This is a genomic window from Halorubrum vacuolatum (assembly GCF_900188065.1).
Taxonomy (GTDB): Archaea; Halobacteriota; Halobacteria; order Halobacteriales; family Haloferacaceae; genus Halorubrum; species Halorubrum vacuolatum.
Window position 1 is genome coordinate 22989 of sequence record NZ_FZNQ01000016.1, and the last position, 16844, is coordinate 39832.

Sequence of the window (16844 nt, forward strand, 5' to 3'; positions counted from 1 at the left end):
TCACAAATTATGTCTCTCCGTCGTCGTCGCCTTTTACAACTTGCCGGGGGAGCGACCGTCAGTGGGATGGCTGGCTGCAGCGGAACTGATGATGACGAAACTGGCAGTGAAGAACCGACTCACACCGATGACGATGATGAAATCGATCCACCTGTCGGCACGCCAATACCCGAGCGCCCTATTGAGCGTCGCGTCGGCTCCAACCACGTCAGTCCAAAGTATCGATTCGATACAGACACAGACGTATTAAATGAAGGTGCAGCAGTTCTTGAGGAACTCGGCGTGTCGGTCATTTCCTGTTGGTTACATGAACCCGATATTTATTACAACCTCTCCACTGATTGGGAGCCAGTTCGTTCGCTCCGGGAAGCAGCAGAGCATCCGTACTATGATGAACTGTTTAGACGTGATTTCGACACGTACGTTCTCACCGCCAACTCTCATCAAGGGTCAACGAGGCAAAGCGGCGGATACTTTATTTATGGAATCTCCGAAGAGGATGCAGCTGCGGAGGAAGACGAGTTTTTCGATGTGACCGCCCATCTGCTTGAGACGTACGATGGAACTGGGTCGGAGTTCATATTCATGAACTGGGAACTTGACAACATTATTGCAGGGACCGGTGGGGCCCGCTCGTGGGATCCAACGGTGGTTGAGGATACGATCACGTGGCTGAACGCCAGACAGCGTGGTATCATCAACGCCCGGGAGTCGATTGAGAGTGACGTGGCCGTCCTTGGGGCCTGTGAGATCGTGGACGTCTTTCCCGCATTGGACGATGGGGAGGAGTGGGCAATAAACACGGTCGTACCTGAACTCGATGTTGACCTGATCGGCTTCTCATCACATGGTCAGATAGACCACGAAGCAGGCCACGTTCTCCGTGATCGTGACGCGGTTCGTGAACGTGTTTTTGAGACGCTCGATTACATCGAAGCGTACGCTCCAGACCCGAATCCGTATCTTCGCTCGGTCATGGGCGATGACGTTCGGCCCGTTATACTGAGCGAATTTGGACAGCCAGAGGTCCGGGATGACTATCTCGACGTGATGCAGGCGTTTCGGGTCGTTCCACCGGCGTTAGAGTGGGGTTGTCCACTCCTGTTGTATTGGACGTTGTTCGATAACGAGGTCGTGATTGACGGTCGGATTGACACCTACGCCTCCGAAAGCGAGTTGGAGGATGCCTTCGGAGACCGACCGGATCGTGAGGATGTGATCGGTTGGTACCTCATCGATCCGACCGGTGAGCCCGGAACTCGTTGGTATCTCTTCGAGGAACTGCTATCGAACCCTGAGGAGTTTGAGCTGTCCTTCGCGTCCATCATGGAGCAGTACGTCTCGTTCATCGGCGGAGCGGATATGATCCACGTGACACTTGAGTTTGACACGGTTATCAGCGAGTCCGAAGTGAATCCGGATATTCCCGAGGAAGACGCCCGAGACTTGGCTGTGGCACTATCTGACCTCACCGTACACACTGGGGACTCTGAGCGTTCATACGGACTCGATGACGACGAGCAACTCGTCATTGAGTACGGAGCGCACAATCCAGAGGTGGACGCGACCGACACGACGTTCCGATGGTTCGGGACCGAAGAGGCGGCAACCTCGATGTACCTTGTTACTGAAGAGCCCACTGATGGGCCTTTGGAACTGGAGATGACAAGTTGGGCCGTCAAAGAGTCGATTGAAGTCGAGGTAACTATCGACGGTGAACCGATCGATACCGTCGTCGTTGATGAAGAACGTGAAACGTTCTCAGTATCTTGGTGAATCGTTCTGCACCACTGGTGACAGGACTCCGAGAACATGCAGGGGATAACCAGTGATGTGCTCTCCGTCAACGTCGATCGCGGTCACCGAGCTTTCAGGTACTCCTAGTGGGAGGTCGGTGATAGCGAGCGTTCGTAGGCCACGATCTGGTGTTGATGTCTGGTTTCGTTCCAGATTCGGATTGCGCGCGGTCTCCGGTACCGATCCAGCAGGCATTACCGGCCGATAACAGGGTGTGATCGACCAGTTGAATCCCGGATTCAAGCATCGGTAGAATCGGAGTGATGCTCCACGGTGACTGTCATACGAATCTGAAAGACCGAACGATGTAATAAGTAGACTGCGGGGACTTCCGGGTTTCCGGACAGTCACCACTACTGCACATCCCAGACTATGGTCAGACACACCGGGACACAGCAGGAAGACACGGCGAACCAGTTACCCCAACGCAACGAGTTCGTCCGCGACCGCTTCGATTTCATTCGTTTCGTCGATCGCGGCGAGCCACCGCTCGGGCAGTTGTGAGGCTCCGAACCGCGCGCCAGCGACTGCCCCGGTAATCGCGCCGATCGTGTCCGTATCACCGCCTCTGTTCACCGCCATCACGATCGCGTCCGTCGCACTCTCAGCGAACAGTCCATCATGAAGCGCCGTTTGAAGCGAATGCACCACGTAGCCCGATGTCTCCAACGTTTTGGGCGATTCACCACGCGCGATGGGTTTGAGCGCCTGCACCAGTTCGTCGGGTGCATCTGGCTCGACGTACGAGAGTGCGTCTCGAAACGGGGTATCAGCGTGTGCTAACAGGCCAGCTATCGTGAGGTTCAACACGGCACAGCCAACCGTACATCGCGGGTCAGCGTGCGTGATCCGTGACGAGTCGCGGCTCACTTTGACGAGATGATCCCACTCCGTCGTGTACGGAATCGCAAGCGGCGGGCACCGCATCACGCTCCCGTTGCCCGCATTCTGCCCTTCCGGACTCTCCTCCCACACGTGCTGTCCGGCTTCATCCCACGCATCACCATGTTTGAGACGGTCCAAGGCCCGCCGCGTCATGCCTCCAATATCGAACGGACCACCATCATACCATCCCACGAATCGAGCAGCGATATCCGCTGGATCGAATCCGTGCTGTTCCACGACGCTTCGTGCGATACATAACGCTTGGTCCGTATCGTCCGTGATCGTTCCGGCAGGCTGATTCCACGTGCCATAGCCGACCATCTCATCAAGCGTGCCATACTCGGCACGGATCGCTGCGGCGCTTTTGAACTCGACCGGACGACCAAGCGCATCCCCACACGCCAATCCGAGCAGCACACCGCGAGCCTGATCTGATTTCATAGTCTATTGATGAGGTTCGATACAAGAATGTGCTACGTCTGTTGGCATGAAGTTGGTAGGTTCTCTGCGGTCCTAGATGCATCTTCTATGAACTGACTGGGAAGAGTGACGAGCAGCGAGATCAGGCACACGATTGGGTGCAGTCACGTGCCGCTACGTGTCGGGTAGCGTCGGCTGGATCGGTGTCTGGCTGAGGAGCGTTTCGAGATGGTGTACACAGTCGGCTATCGTGGTGCTCCGATCAGGTGAGTGCCACGTGTACGGTTCGGTGATCTCGGTGAAATACAACGTCATGACAACGTCACGTGTTGGGTCTTGTTGTGTGAGTGCGGCGGCATACGCGTGGAGCTGTGGGCGGTGGTGAGCTGCTCGCTCATCAAGGAACTCGTCAGTAGACTGCATGTTGGGTTTTCGGTCGGTCTTGTAGTCGATGATATGATAGGTGTCGTCGGTGACGATGAGATGATCAATGAACCCGCTGATCGTGCCTGTCTCAAGCGTGAACTCGATGTAGTACTCGTCGAAGGTGTGTTGGACGCTAGGGTCAGCGTGGAGTTCATCAAGATAGGCGATCGCCGATTCGGCATCGGCTTCGATAGCGTCGTACACCGAGTCAGGATACGTGACGGTCGTTCGTCCAGCCGTTCGATCCTGTTGTTCACGGATGGCTTGATCGATAACGAAGCGGCGTTTCCCGGCCGGTGGCCGGGTTTCACACAGGCGATGGACGGCCTCACCGTATATGACAGCCGGGATGTCGTCGTCTCCACGGTCGGCGGACTCAAGTTTGGCGTGCTCGCTGGAACGGGGTGTTGCAGCAGCGGTTATCTGCCGGGTGTCGTCGTGTTGTCTCAGTTCAACCCCACCGGCTGGGATGCGGCTCAAATCGGATGCTGAGAGCCTGAACTCCCACGGTTGTTCGTACGTGTACGGGGACCGGCGAGTCACGGCAGGACGTGGGTCCGGGTCGTCATCATAGGGGTCAGGCTCCGGCGGGAGACGTACGGTGACGGTGCCGTGTTCGGTGGTTCCATCCATCTCGTAATCGAGGGTTGTGGTGAACGACCCGGTAGTTTCGAGGTCGGACCACGCGGCAGCGGCCTCGTCGTCAGTGCCGAAAAGAGCGGGTTGAAGCCAGTCCCGGTACGAGGAAGGATCATTCGGGGTGGGTTGTTTGATACCGGTTTCATGCTCCTCGTCGGCGGTGTGGCGACCGGTGAGGATGAGGTGATCTTCGGCGCGAGTGGCTGCGACGTACAGAATGCGTTTCTCTTCAGCGCGCTCCTCTGCGCGGCGGCGATCACGGGCGACATACCGCATCAGCGTGGATTCGGAATCGGTACGATCGTCCGTAGGTACATTGACGCCGAGGATCGGTCGGCGTTCCCCTGAGAGAGGAACGCGTTCGAACTCGATACTCCCGTTGCTGATCCGAGCTTTATCATTGAAGCCTTTGCCAAGCCCGGGAACGACGATCACAGGATATTCTTGCCCTTTCGCTTCGTGAACAGTCATGATTCGGACGCCGGTCGAACCGGTCGCGTCGTTGGCTTCCGCTTCCGTTCGGCCTTGTGCAGCTTGCGCGGTGAATCGACCGGTGACGCGGTCAAGACTGGGGACGCCACTCCGGTCGAATTCTCGAAGTTTACGCCGGAGTTTGTCGATGTTAGCGAGCGCCGTAGTGCCGCGTTCGTCGGCGGCGATAGCCGTGAGATACCCGGTCTCTTCGAGTATCCGATCGGCGAGTTCCTCCCACGTGTTGACGGTGGGTCCAGCCGTACCGGCGGTTCCAGCGTACTCACGCCACCGTTCGAGATCGGTCACGACGCGTTCTATCGCGGGATCGTCGCTCGTTTGCAGTGAGATCCACAGCGATGCGTCCGGATCGTGTGCGGACGCAAGTTGGGTATCCGTGAGTCCACAGAGTGGTGATCGTGCGGCGGCGTAAAGTGAGATGTCGTCAGCCGGATCGGTGAGTGCGTTCAATAGGGCGGTGAACGCGCGGATCTCAGGGGTTTCGAAGAAACCCTCGCCTTTGATCACGGTGTACGGGATTCCTGCCGTCCTGAGCCCACGCTCGTAATCTTTCAGATCGCTTCGTGATCGAATGAAAACTGCGATGTCTTCGGGTTCGATGGGACGGGTGTCAGCGTTGGCGTCCGTCTTGTCGGTGACACGCGTGTCACTGTTCAAGAGTCGAGCGATCCGGGCAGCAAGTGCTCCGGCTTCGATGTCTGCGGGTTCTGATTCCGGGAGATCAGTGAGGTCATGATCGGTTCCTAAATATCGCTCTCGAAGCCCGGTTTCCACGGGGACAGGGAGGTATTCGACGAGCGATGTGAGTCGAGTAGGCGTGTTGCGTCCGGCGGCGAGTGGACCGCTTTCTGCTTCGTACGGTTCGGTGTCGCCGTACGCGAACACGCGGTCGAACAGCCCATTGATGGCGCGCAGTGTCGCGGGAAGCGTTCGGAAATTGGTCATGAGTTCCGGGTCACACTCGGTCGTTCCGTTGGCGGTGTTTGCGGTGTGCATCGCGGTGGCGGCTGCGTCGAAGACGGTGACGTCGGCGTCACGAAAGCGGTAGATGCTCTGTTTAACGTCACCAACCACGCACACGTTGTCCGCATCGAACGACTCCGCACCGCTTGTGAGTGCTTGTGCGAGCTCCCACTGCCGCGTGTTCGTGTCCTGAAACTCGTCGATCATGACGTACCAGAGGTTCGCTCGAAGATCGGTGACCGCGTGATGATCGGTGTCAGCAAGGAACGTAAGCGTGTGACCGATCAGGTCGTTGTAATCGAGGACGCCGCGCTGCTGTTTCCGATCGTCGTACGCGTCAAGGACGGCTTCGCTCACGTCTGCGAGAGAGAGCAAGAGTTGGTGAGCGTCACGGTCAGGGTCGAGCGAAGTGTCAGTAGGCTGCGCCTCGGGTTGAAGCGCGTCGAGAACGGTATCCATCGCGGCACGGAACTGTGTTGCAGTCGATCCATCGCTCTCACGGAACGACTTGTTCCCGTAGTACGCGCCGTCACCGTATCGATCGCCATCGCCGTTCGTGAACACATCACAGACTCGGAGACAGAGCGACAGGTGTTCGACCGGTGATGCGGCATCCAGATCCGTCCCGGCCAGTTCATCTTGTAGTGCCAGCAGGTCGTTTCCAACGTATTTCATCGGGTTCGCGCCAAGCTGGTCGGCTACCTTGTCGTTCGCATAGAACTCACAGAGGATTACCAGGTCATCGATGACGGATTTGAGCAATCGCTGTGGATCGGTATCCAGTGGATGCAACTCGACAAGGTGTGCTTCATACGCGTCCGGATCTTCCAATTCTCGAATGTCTTCGATCCAGGCTTGCGTCATGTCGTACTCGGCGAGCAACCCGGTGAGCACATTGATGAGCTTTGATCGGGTGAACAGGGATGCGAGCTCCCGCGTCCCTGGCGGTTCAGCCTCAACGAGTTCGGTGGCAACAGTGGATCGGAGTTGCGCGGCATCGGTGCCTTCCAGCACCTCAAAGTCGGGGTCAACCGCGGGATGCGTGATGGCGTACTCTTCGAGTATCCGGCTGCAGAAGCCGTGTGTGGTGTGTATGTATCCGGCTTCGACGCCGTCGGCCGCCGCACGCCAGAGTGCCCACCGATCCGGATCGGTGATGTCAGCGAGGCGATCGCGGATCTTCTCACGGATCGATCGTTTCAGGTCCTCCGCCGCGCGGTCAGTGAAAGTTGTGACGACGATGCGTTCCGGGAGCCGTCGCGCGGCTTCAGGGTCGGTAATTCGGGTGAGATCGGACGGAACGTGGTACGGTGGTTCCTCGTCACCGGCGGTGAGGCTATCTGGGCCGTCGATATGAGCGCGGAGAATGGTGAGGTATCGTTCCGTGAGAGTGGTCGTTTTTCCCGTTCCAGCCCCGGCTTCGATGGTGACGTTCCGGTCGATGGTGCGGGCTGCGTGTTGTTGTGCACGAGTGAGCGTGAGTTCCGCATCGTCGCTGGATGTATCATCGGTCATTGGTGATCCTCCGTATCGAGTCCCGGGGCGTACTGTGGGATGTTCGCGTCCGTGAGTTTTCGGTGAATGGTGTGTCGTCGATGATGTCGAACATCACACGCGTCCCGGTATGGACACCACTCACAGCCGGCGGTTCCCGGATCAAGCACGGTCGGGTGGAACGAGCCGGCGTCGATCGCGGTGGCGATGCGGTCGATCCGGTTCGGAACCGTCCCGTGAAGGAAATCGATGAATTCGTCGCGCGTGCCGAATGTTAACGTCCGAGACCGTCGCAGTGGGACGGGATCGTCCGCTCCCCAATACACGTGTGCGGCGTCAGCCTCGCTCCCGATCGTTCCGGCGTGTGGTGAGATCGAACTGGTTGGTTTCACCTGATAGTATGACGCGCCGACGGGGTCCCCATCGAGGGCGGTCTCGGCCATTAATAGATAGGCAGGGAGTTGAAACGCGTGGCCGTCAATCGTGTCGCGCTCACTCGGCGTGCTCCCGGTTTTGTAATCCATCCCGACGATTCCGCCAGTCGGGGTTACGTCAAGTCGGTCGATCTTCCCGCGAAGCCGGACGTCCGTTCCCGGTACCGGTATGGGGTCATCGGCGATCACTGGTGGTCCAGGTTCATCAGGATCGAGTCCGACATGGGCTTCGAAGTACGTTGGCGTTGCATCCCGAGCGGTAAGTCCAATTTCAGCCGTGAGGAATCGTTTGAACACGCCGGGTGCGGCCTCTGGGTCGCCGTACTGGTTATCGGGCACGTTGAGTCCATCGAACAGCGCGGCGGTCCATCTGTCGTGGAACGCGGTCTCGCGCGTGTCAAGCTCGGCGAGTTCCTCGACGGCAACCGTATACAGAGCCGCTTGTGCCTCCGCGATGGTGTCGTCGGTCACACCGTCGTGTCCGCGGTCTCGCCACTCACGGTAGAATCGTTCGAGAACGTCATGAACGTACGTACCAGCAGCGAGCGCGTTCAGTTCCAGCGAAATCTCGTCGTCCGGTTCGATCTTGAGGATATATTTGAGGTAGTATTTGAATCCGCAGTCGGCGTAGGTTTCCAACCGGCTGGGACTATAGGGCCTGTCGCTGTCACGCAATGCCGAGACGACGCTGGATGTTACCTGACCATCGTGTTCGCCGACGTCGTCTTCGGCGCGTGCGGCAGCGACCGTCACACCTTTCGAGAGGCGTGTCGGCGCGTTCGCCCCGGGTACGCTCACGTCGTACGTATCGACGTTCGAAGCGATCTCGTCAGGTGTCAGTACATCCGTGTTCAGCGCCGCAGCGAGCGACCGGTGAATGTCCGTTCGCGTCGCTGGTGTGCTGTCCTCACCGGCACTCGTTATTTCAAGATCGGTTATGCGTTCGAGTTCCAACAGCGGATCAGCGAGAACGTACGGATCACCGTTCGCGTCGTACTCGGGAGTGGAGATCGAGAGCGTGGACTCACCGGCAATAAACTGTGCGAACGCGTACCGCATCCCGGCGACCGGGTCCGCAGCCGCGAACTCGGGGTGTGCCTCGTTCAGTGGTCGTGCGAACGCTAATCGCCGCGGCGGCGATGGCGTGTGTTCGGTCGTCAATCCCGGCAGAAACACGTACTCCGCGTGTGTCGCCGTTGCTTCGGTCGGCACACGTACACGCACGCTATCCGAGTCCCGGCCGGTCGAAGTACTGATCGACAATTGTTCGAAGGCACGCCGAACCGCCTCGATATCCGACGTTTCATCGGTACCCTGCGTATGAGTGGTCCATCGCTCCGTCAGCGATGCACACACCTCGATCGCTTTTTCGACCGCCTGGCGTTCTTGATCCCTGACGGACCGTGAGAACGTGACCGTGTCCGTGAGCGTCCCGTCGGTGACCGGTACGTGAAGCGCGTCGAACAGCGCCTGTCGTTCCGTATCGAGATCGGTCGCGTGCACGAATCGTTCACACGCGCTCACGACATCGTGAATCAACGCCTCAGCGTTCCCGTCGAGGTGTGCAATCAACGTTGACACGCGAGTGGATTCGAGGAGATCTGCAGTGTGAACGATGTCACGAACGACGATTGGCTGGTCGGGAGCGACCAGTGGGTTTGACATCAGTCTGATGAGGGGTTCCTGCCGGTCCGGTTCGACACCGAGGTTGATCGCTGCCTCGAACAGGTTCCCGGTCAGTGTGGTGAAAAACGAGCGTGAGGTAGTCACCGACACCGGTACCTCGGCGTCTCGGAGCGCATTGACAATCTGATCGGCGTACGTTTGTTCATCGAACGGGGCGACAACGATTGCGCTCGGGTCCACGCCGGACCCGATAAGCGATCTGACGGATTTCGCTATCGCTCGCACTTCGGCTTCGACTGACGGGTACGTTGTCATCGAAACCGTGGTATCGAGCTCGATGGTATCACTCAGATCCTCGGTGTGTCGATAGAGTGTGGCTGCTGCACGCTCTCTCGCGGAACACGCAGGTTGGTGACTCGTTTCGTGAGGTGTGAAGCCGAGTTCGTCATACCACGTTTTGAGCCGTCGGATGGCTTCGTCTGCACCACTAACTTCGGAACGCTCCGTAACACGCGTCAGGGCCACCCCGGTGTCGAAGGTTTCCGAAAGCACACCGATCACATCCCGTTCTAAAGGTGAGAGCGTTCGGAACGGCCCGATGATCACGACATCAGTTGCCGACAGCACCGAGTCAAAGAGCGGTTGTCCACCATCACGCACGTGCCTGAACCGTTCACTACGAAACGATTTCTCCTCTGTAAATCCGTCGGCACGAGCGTCATGGACGAGCGCAACGAACCGTGAAAGCGTTCGCGCGAGCCCCGGAAGTCCCACACTCTCAAGACGGCGTGCCACCTCGTCGCTCGTAATCACATCAGCGAACTCAAGCAGCGTTAACAGGGTTTCCGCCTGCGTAATCAGCCCAACAGACGGCGCATCTTCGCTATATAACGGATTATCGGGGTCATCAATGCGGGTGAGCGCCTCCTCTACGATCCATCGTCGTTCCGTGTCTGTAACGTGTGTCGCCGGTCCCGCGTACGTATCCGCTTCGTACAGGGTGTCAACGAGTGTTCCAAACCGTTCACGGTGGAGTTCGATCGGTGTCCCAAACGATTCCCATTGGTCGGCAACTGCGTCGTCGTCGGAGGCCGATGGTTCGAGATAGAGTACCGATCGCGGCGAGCCTGTGGAACGGGTCGCTGCCCAGTTTAACGCCGCCGACCGGCTACTGGAAGGAGTCCTCTGAGAAAACAACCGGCATGCTGTCATTACGTCACTCACACGCAACAGTCAATTGAAACTTGCGCCGCTCACAGCGCGTAAAGTGTACGATAGATTGATACGAACAGGTCGTGAGTGACGGGACATGGATCGGGTCTGGATAACAAACGGGTCAACGAGTATCGCGCCGATCGTGAACCCGCTAGCAGCGGCCTGTCACAAGGAGTATCTCCCGACGCACATCTACATCCTCAACAACCCCGTTATTGACGACGTTACCCGCAGCGCCACATCGCTAATGAAAACGATCGTCACCGCCCACGGCGGCGACGAGCCGGACATCACGGTCGAAACGATCGACGAAGAAACCGACTTCAACCGGATCATCACGTACCTCACATCAGCGCTAGAGGCAGGCCAGGAAGCCGATGCCACGATCGCCGTCGATATCTCACCCGGCCGCCGATTCTGGTCGGTGATCAGCTTCCAAGCCGGCGTGAAACACGACGTTGAGCACATCTACTACTCGCACGTGGAAACCGAGGAGTACTTCGGGGACTGTTACCCGACGATTCCGCGGACCGCCGTTGAACTGATCGACTTTACGGAGGTAATCTGATGCGGATCAGACGCGATCACCTCACAGTCTTGCTGAACCGACTGTACGACCGCGGCGAGGAGACATTCACGATCTCCCACCCATCCGACGAGATCGGTGCGCTTCTGCGTGTCACGCTTGACGCGTACGACGACTGTACGGTCAAGTTTGTCACAGACATGGATGAGTACGCCGCGGACCGGCAACAACTCGCGCTTGCGCATGGAGACACCGTTGCAAGCGATGTACCGGAAGTGTCGGCGTTCCGGAACGCGGTCATCGCCAGTGGGATCCTTGATTTCGCCAATCGCAACGAAATCAAAGCGTTCCTCGATCGATACGGTGATCCGGACTTAATGGCCGGTCATGCCCCCGTCTTCGCCGGGTTCGACACGAACCTCATGCCGTGGCGTGTTGACCGCGTTCTCGGGCTGCACGACCCCGACTCAGGACTCGGCTACGTCAACGGATTCGTCCTCGCAACCGGTGTCCGCGATGAACTCGACTGGGACTACAAATGCCACAATACCGACCCGTTCACCGACGCGTTCGGGCAGCCATTCGAGGAGTACTGGAACCAACCGCTCGGCTCCGCCCGAATCGGTCGGCTCGGACTGCTCACCTACCGCCGAATCCGTGATATCGAACAAGCCGTCGAAGTCCAAAGCGAGGAGGGCGATGAAGCGATCATCGACGCGTACGACGACTACGATCAAAATCAGCGAAGCGAAATCATCCTGTTCAGCAACGACCGGAACTTCGTTGAGCGCGCCCGAGCCCACCGCATGCTCGGTCAGCACGTCGAGTTCCCCAGCGCATTCCCACACACGGCGACCGCCTCATGGCGAGAACTGGAACTCCTCTTGTACCACTTGGCGGTCGTGTTCGGCGTGATCGACGTCCCGAGCATCACCATCCACGGCGTGTGGCGGGGCAAAGACGAACTTGATTGGCAACACGAGCGCGTCAAACTCGACGTCCGCAGTCCGAAACTCACCCCGAAAATCGAAGCTGATCTCTCAATCGTCGAATCGTACGACGAACTCACCCATTGACTGATAGACGCTTAGTATTCGTAAGTAGGGTATTCGTACTGAGCGAGACTATGGATGAAGATGTGGGCGAAGATCTTGCTATATTTGGGCTGTGTGCAGCACACTACTGCTCTTAACTACGAAGAGTTGAAATAGCGTCGCTCCGCGGGATTTGTGATACGCTTCTCGATCAGCGTATAGCTTGTTTTTGGACTCGTGGGGCCGTATGTTCCCACGTGAGGGAATTGAGGACGTCCACGAGATTATCGATTCGTTGATCGAATACGTTCAATGGGTGTGTGTCGAGAAATTCTGCTGGCTCTCGCTGGACTGTTTCTCCGTGGTGGTCGATCTGGAAGTGGCATTCACCGAGATCCATATGCGTCTCGTCTTGATGCCACCCGACCATGAGGTTCCGTTCAGGTTCGACCCACTGGATCCTGTAAAAATTGTACGCGTGGGTTTGTGGGAAATCGAAGGAGACGTGCAGCTCCGCTTCAGCGACTGGATAGGACGTATCGAGAAATGTCTCCGGTGTCAGTGTCGCTCGAACACCGGTTTTGTTCCCTGTAGACGTGTGATACCAGACGCGCTCAACGGGAGACGCTGCTTTTGATGCTTGTGTCTGTAACCGGTTGTGGATGCGGGTGAGTAGCGTTCGTTTATTGAGATTGGCGCGATTGGCGAGAAAAATCATCAGGCAGGGTTACTGGGAAAGTGAGACCGAGGAATCCGGTGGATTATCCTGTCCGGGGGAGAGTTCGCGGGCGTCATCGTAGAGCTCTAGCGCGTGTTTGAGCAGGCGTTTGTTGTCCTCGTACCGTTCCCACTTCCGCAGCACACGGTTGCGTTCTCGGATCGCTTCGCTGTTGAGGCCATCATCGGTGAGTGTTTCTTCTAATTCGTCTCGTGATTCAACGGCGAAGTCGTCCTTCCACTCGTCGATCAGCTCTTGGATGGATGCGATTTCTGCACGAAGTTCCTCACGCGTGTGGGTATTGATTAACTCGGCTACTTCAGTGAAGTACCGAATTTGGTAGTTCGGTGCGTACTTTGTGTTCCCGTCGTCGCCTTCAACGGCCTGCACTTGCCCGAATTCGACGAGCATCTCCAACTCATCTTTCGCGGTTTGCCACGACGAGATCTGCGCCTCTTTCCGAACCCACTCAACGGAACGAGGTTCAGTGAGCGTCGTGGCGATCTCTCTGACACGCTCCCGAGCCGAGAGATCATCACTCCACGAGCCGAGACCAGAGTCAGTCATACACGAGAGTACCTGCTATACTCTATTATATTTTTGTATGCATCACACATATACGAGAACTGGTTGCAGTTAGATGACACAGATTCAGTGTGACTGTTCTCGAAACTGGATCATGACACTGCGTTTCGACGATTGGCATCCAATATGCACGACATCAATTATGCTACTGTGTGTCTATATTCCGGTATGAACGATCTGGAGCGTGCAATTGACATCGCGTTGACTGCGCATACCGGAGATACCGACAAAGCGGGTGCGACCTATATCCGACATCCACTTCGCCTCATGGAACAGATGGACTCCGAGACGGAGCGGATCGTCGCGGTCCTTCATGACGTAGTTGAGGATTCCGAGTACGAACTCGAAGACATCGAGGATGAATTCGGGCCAGATGTGCGTGACGCTGTCGATGCGCTGACGAAACGTGAGGGTGAGGCGTACATTGAGGAGTTTATTTCACGATGCGCACAGAATGAGATCGCTCGCCGAGTCAAAGAGGCAGACATCAAAGATAACATGGACCTCACACGGCTTTCAGACGTTACTCAAGAGACTGCTGAGCGTCAAATCAGATACCACAGAGCATTACAGCGGCTTGAATCCGCTAAGGAGTGATACTGCTCAGGATCCAGCACGGATGGGTTCACGATCCTCTGATTTCGTCAAGCGCCTGTGATGCGACGTGACGAACTCGTTCATTCGGGTCGGACTCAGCAAGTGAGGTAAGCGCTTGCTCGGCCGTCGTTGCTCTGAGATACCCGAGAGCCCAGCAAGCATTCTCGCGTGCTTCCGGACGGTCCACGTTGAGGGCATCGATGAGTGCCGCGGTCGCAGGCTCAACTGGTTCCGGGTTCTCGTTCGCAACTCGAGCGAGGATGGACGTGGCATTATACCGCGCGTAGTCGTCCTCGTCACTGAGCAACTCGATCGCATCAGGAACGGCCGGTTGTACGTGTTCAGGATATTCACCGGCTAGATCCGCAAGCAACCCGGCTGCGTTTGCTCGAAGTCTGTCGTTGTCTGCCGAGAGTAACTCGTGGGCCGTCGGGATGACTTCTGTAGCTACGTTCGGGTATGCTTTCGAAACGTGTCCCAGTACCGCGAGTGCACCGACACGATGATCACGAGACACGTCTGTTACCTGGTCGATTAAGGTCGGAACAATGGGAAGGATAGCTTCCGGGTGGGCTTTGGCGACTCGTGACAGTAGCCGCAGTATCGCTCCGGTTTCGTTCGTCTTATCTTTCAGTAACACCTCAAGTTTCGGAACCACATCAGTAACGACAGATGAGTCGTTCTCAGCGATAGTGTTGAGTATCGTGATAGCGTCTTTACGGAGCCGATCATCGATCTCTGCGGTGAGAAACCCACCCAGCGAGTCAATCACCGGGCTAACGAGTTCCGGTTCTTCGTCGGCGAGTTCTTGAAAGATCCCGAGGATTTCCGCCTGCACTGCAATGTCAGCTGACGGCAGTATGTTGACGAGGGTGGGGATGGCTGGTTCGCAAGCGCCAGGAGACTGCTCGGCGATCCGCCTGATACGGACTAACTCGATCCTCACATCCTTGGTGTCGCCGTCTTCAATCGTCGAAACCGCTTCCGAGACGCTTTCTGGATCTGGTTCTTCCGGGAGATTTTGAAAATCTCGGCTCACGTAGTCGTTCGTATACCGATCGAACACCGACCAGTCGGTGAATTCGGAACTTGGTGGAATAGACACGTCGGAGAGTCTCAGCCACCATCGACTCGTTTGCCCGATCCGCTCTGCCGGTGGTTTGAGCATATCCCATTCGGCGAGACGATACCCCGTGTCAGGTGATGCCGCTCGTTTTGCGTCACGGACACGATCAAGTGTGGAACGAGATTCGTTATTTTCTTCTGGAGCATCCGAAGGTGCCTTCCCAGCATTTTCCCGCATGTGTTCGAGCGCATCTTCGAGTGTTCTTTCACCATCATCCTCGTCATCATCTTCATCGCTCATGCCCTACCTTTCAATTCGTCTGAATTTATTCCTTCTCACAAAATTTCCCGTATCCGTTCCATAGTGAATGCCGGATAAGATGTATTACTGTAACGACACAAGTAGTGTTATGCCCTGTCCGCTCTGCCGTGACGGCCCGATGAGACCACGTGGTGAGTTTCCTGTAGAGGTTTGTGAGGAGTGCGATCAGCGGGCGGTGAATGCAGATGGGGAGACGCCCTGGACAGGGTATCCCCCGGACACACAAGCAGAGATGGACGAGTCAACATCCGTGGAACCGCCTGACGATGGGGAAAACCCCGTGTTCATTGATGGCCACAAGTGTTGGCGACGGTACCGATTCGGCGGCTGGATAACGTTCCTGGATCACTACGACTGTGACACACTCAACGAATTTTACGTCCGACATGGGTTGATGGAACCCCGCGAATCTCGTCCGCGAATCACTTCGGACGACCGACCAGCGGATGCAAACCAGAATACCGATCCAGACTTATCACCAGTGGACCACCGGGATGAGACGCTTCCCAATGATATCCCAGTTGTCGAAATCGGTTCGGAACACTCTGAGACGGATCGAGAGAGGCTTCGAAACCTGATCATACAGGGAGCATCGATCGATGCTGACTCTGAGACGGCCGCCAGCGAAATACAGCAGATCGCCGAGCTCGTAAACGAACCCCCGTGGTCTTCGCTAGCCATCAAGTATCTAGCGATGCTGGCGACTGCTGAACCAGAAGAAGCGCTTGAGGCACTGCCGCTCGTGGCGAGTTCGTATACTACAGCCGAAGAGGACACACAGCAGTGGATCATGTACTATTTTTCATCTCTCTCAAAAACTCATCCTGATGCGCTGTTTCCGGTTCTTGATACACTCATTGACGGGGCAACTGGAGACAGTCCTGAGAGTCAAGTGAATGCATTAGCAGCTCTGGGACGAATCGTCTCTGCATACCCACACGTCGGAGCTGGGCTGGTAGATGAGATCGCCGAATTACTCGTCCATGACAATCCGATAATCCGGAAGAACGCTGTCGGCCTGCTCGGTGATACTGCACAAGAGTATCAGCGTCACGTGGTCGTGCATGCAGCTACAATCGCTGCGTGTCTCACCGACGAGGAACCTCACGTTCGCCGAAATGCCTCAATCACCCTCGTCAGATCCGGTGAAGCCGATCCTGACGCAATTCGACAGCAAAGCGACCAGATCGTACACGCGCTAACTGATGACCAGCCAGAAGTTCGCAAAAACGCCTGCGTCCTGATCGGCAACGCTCAACCGACAGTCCCAACGGAGATCCTTGAACGACTTGCTGAACACGACCCACATCCTGAAACAAGAGACATGGCCCAGTGGGCACTCAAGGAAATTACTTCTTAGTTATAGGCCGCATTCGGTTCAACGGTCTCCTGGTTATTATTGACAGAGACAGCCGATGTAGGTTTTTAATACTGTGTCAACAAAATAAGGGGCTATATCACGCCTACACCGATTCATCGAACGGTGACCGTAGATCCTGCCAACGGAAGTCGACTATCTCGCCGTTTTCAAGCGCGACACGATACAGCTGAGAATCCCGTTCGTCCGGAGTAACTACCTCTGCGTCATCATTAAGAACCGTAACTT

The 16844-nt window shown here is 56.7% G+C and carries 11 protein-coding genes; 6 read left to right on the forward strand and 5 right to left on the reverse strand.

Annotated elements, in window-relative coordinates; translation table 11 throughout:
• Positions 1 to 9: 9 nt before the first annotated feature.
• Positions 10 to 1776 carry a hypothetical protein gene (locus CHB65_RS17480; RefSeq protein ID WP_179213661.1) on the forward strand — a complete coding sequence of 589 codons (1767 nt, stop codon included), beginning with the start codon at positions 10 to 12 and terminating at the stop codon, positions 1774 to 1776.
• Positions 1777 to 2214: 438 nt separating this feature from the next.
• Here the strand turns inward: CHB65_RS17480 and CHB65_RS12960 are convergent, their stop codons facing one another.
• The 3 genes from CHB65_RS12960 to CHB65_RS12970 form a co-directional block, all read right to left on the reverse strand.
• Positions 2215 to 3123: an ADP-ribosylglycohydrolase family protein gene (locus tag CHB65_RS12960; RefSeq protein ID WP_089385499.1), complete on the reverse strand. Its 909-nt coding sequence runs from the start codon at positions 3121 to 3123 to the stop codon at positions 2215 to 2217.
• A gap of 153 nt (positions 3124 to 3276) precedes the next feature.
• Positions 3277 to 7137 carry a UvrD-helicase domain-containing protein gene (locus CHB65_RS12965; RefSeq protein WP_089385500.1) on the reverse strand — a complete coding sequence of 1287 codons (3861 nt, stop codon included), beginning with the start codon at positions 7135 to 7137 and terminating at the stop codon, positions 3277 to 3279.
• Entirely contained in the window at positions 7134 to 10388 is a 3255-nt protein-coding gene (locus tag CHB65_RS12970; protein WP_089385501.1) for a PD-(D/E)XK nuclease family protein, read from the reverse strand. The genes CHB65_RS12965 and CHB65_RS12970 overlap by 4 nt, the downstream gene beginning before the upstream one ends.
• 97 nt (positions 10389 to 10485) lie before the next feature.
• Here CHB65_RS12970 and CHB65_RS12975 point away from each other — a divergent pair, with 97 nt between their 5' ends.
• The 3 genes from CHB65_RS12975 to CHB65_RS17485 all read left to right on the forward strand — a co-directional run bounded on the left by CHB65_RS12975 (position 10486) and on the right by CHB65_RS17485 (position 12588).
• Complete coding sequence (locus CHB65_RS12975; RefSeq protein ID WP_089385502.1) at positions 10486 to 10959, forward strand: hypothetical protein; 474 nt, start codon at positions 10486 to 10488, stop codon at positions 10957 to 10959.
• Entirely contained in the window at positions 10959 to 11993 is a 1035-nt protein-coding gene (locus CHB65_RS12980; RefSeq protein WP_089385503.1) for a hypothetical protein, read from the forward strand. Before CHB65_RS12975 ends, CHB65_RS12980 begins: the two co-directional genes overlap by 1 nt.
• A gap of 205 nt (positions 11994 to 12198) precedes the next feature.
• Positions 12199 to 12588 (forward strand): hypothetical protein, encoded by a 390-nt coding sequence (locus CHB65_RS17485; RefSeq protein ID WP_179213662.1) that lies wholly within the window; start codon positions 12199 to 12201, stop codon positions 12586 to 12588.
• Positions 12589 to 12678: 90 nt separating this feature from the next.
• Here CHB65_RS17485 and CHB65_RS12990 read toward each other — a convergent pair whose 3' ends face one another.
• Entirely contained in the window at positions 12679 to 13236 is a 558-nt protein-coding gene (locus CHB65_RS12990) for a DUF7342 family protein (protein WP_089385505.1), read from the reverse strand.
• Between the two features lie 186 nt (positions 13237 to 13422).
• On the opposite strand from CHB65_RS12990, the gene CHB65_RS12995 reads away from it, so the two are divergent.
• Positions 13423 to 13851: an HD domain-containing protein gene (locus tag CHB65_RS12995; protein WP_089385506.1), complete on the forward strand. Its 429-nt coding sequence runs from the start codon at positions 13423 to 13425 to the stop codon at positions 13849 to 13851.
• Between the two features lie 28 nt (positions 13852 to 13879).
• Here CHB65_RS12995 and CHB65_RS13000 read toward each other — a convergent pair whose 3' ends face one another.
• Positions 13880 to 15217, reverse strand: coding sequence for a HEAT repeat domain-containing protein (locus tag CHB65_RS13000; RefSeq protein WP_089385507.1), 1338 nt, complete (start codon positions 15215 to 15217; stop codon positions 13880 to 13882).
• Positions 15218 to 15356: 139 nt separating this feature from the next.
• Here CHB65_RS13000 and CHB65_RS13005 point away from each other — a divergent pair, with 139 nt between their 5' ends.
• Entirely contained in the window at positions 15357 to 16598 is a 1242-nt protein-coding gene (locus CHB65_RS13005; protein WP_179213663.1) for a HEAT repeat domain-containing protein, read from the forward strand.
• Positions 16599 to 16844 lie beyond the last annotated feature (246 nt).

Coding starts and splice junctions, on each gene's coding strand:
- CHB65_RS17480 (WP_179213661.1), top strand. CDS start 10: ATGTCTCTCCGTCGTCGTCGCCTTTTACAACTTGCCGGGGGAGCGACC.
- CHB65_RS12960 (WP_089385499.1), bottom strand. CDS start 3,123: ATGAAATCAGATCAGGCTCGCGGTGTGCTGCTCGGATTGGCGTGTGGG.
- CHB65_RS12965 (WP_089385500.1), bottom strand. CDS start 7,137: ATGACCGATGATACATCCAGCGACGATGCGGAACTCACGCTCACTCGT.
- CHB65_RS12970 (WP_089385501.1), bottom strand. CDS start 10,388: ATGACAGCATGCCGGTTGTTTTCTCAGAGGACTCCTTCCAGTAGCCGG.
- CHB65_RS12975 (WP_089385502.1), top strand. CDS start 10,486: ATGGATCGGGTCTGGATAACAAACGGGTCAACGAGTATCGCGCCGATC.
- CHB65_RS12980 (WP_089385503.1), top strand. CDS start 10,959: ATGCGGATCAGACGCGATCACCTCACAGTCTTGCTGAACCGACTGTAC.
- CHB65_RS17485 (WP_179213662.1), top strand. CDS start 12,199: ATGTTCCCACGTGAGGGAATTGAGGACGTCCACGAGATTATCGATTCG.
- CHB65_RS12990 (WP_089385505.1), bottom strand. CDS start 13,236: ATGACTGACTCTGGTCTCGGCTCGTGGAGTGATGATCTCTCGGCTCGG.
- CHB65_RS12995 (WP_089385506.1), top strand. CDS start 13,423: ATGAACGATCTGGAGCGTGCAATTGACATCGCGTTGACTGCGCATACC.
- CHB65_RS13000 (WP_089385507.1), bottom strand. CDS start 15,217: ATGAGCGATGAAGATGATGACGAGGATGATGGTGAAAGAACACTCGAA.
- CHB65_RS13005 (WP_179213663.1), top strand. CDS start 15,357: ATGAGACCACGTGGTGAGTTTCCTGTAGAGGTTTGTGAGGAGTGCGAT.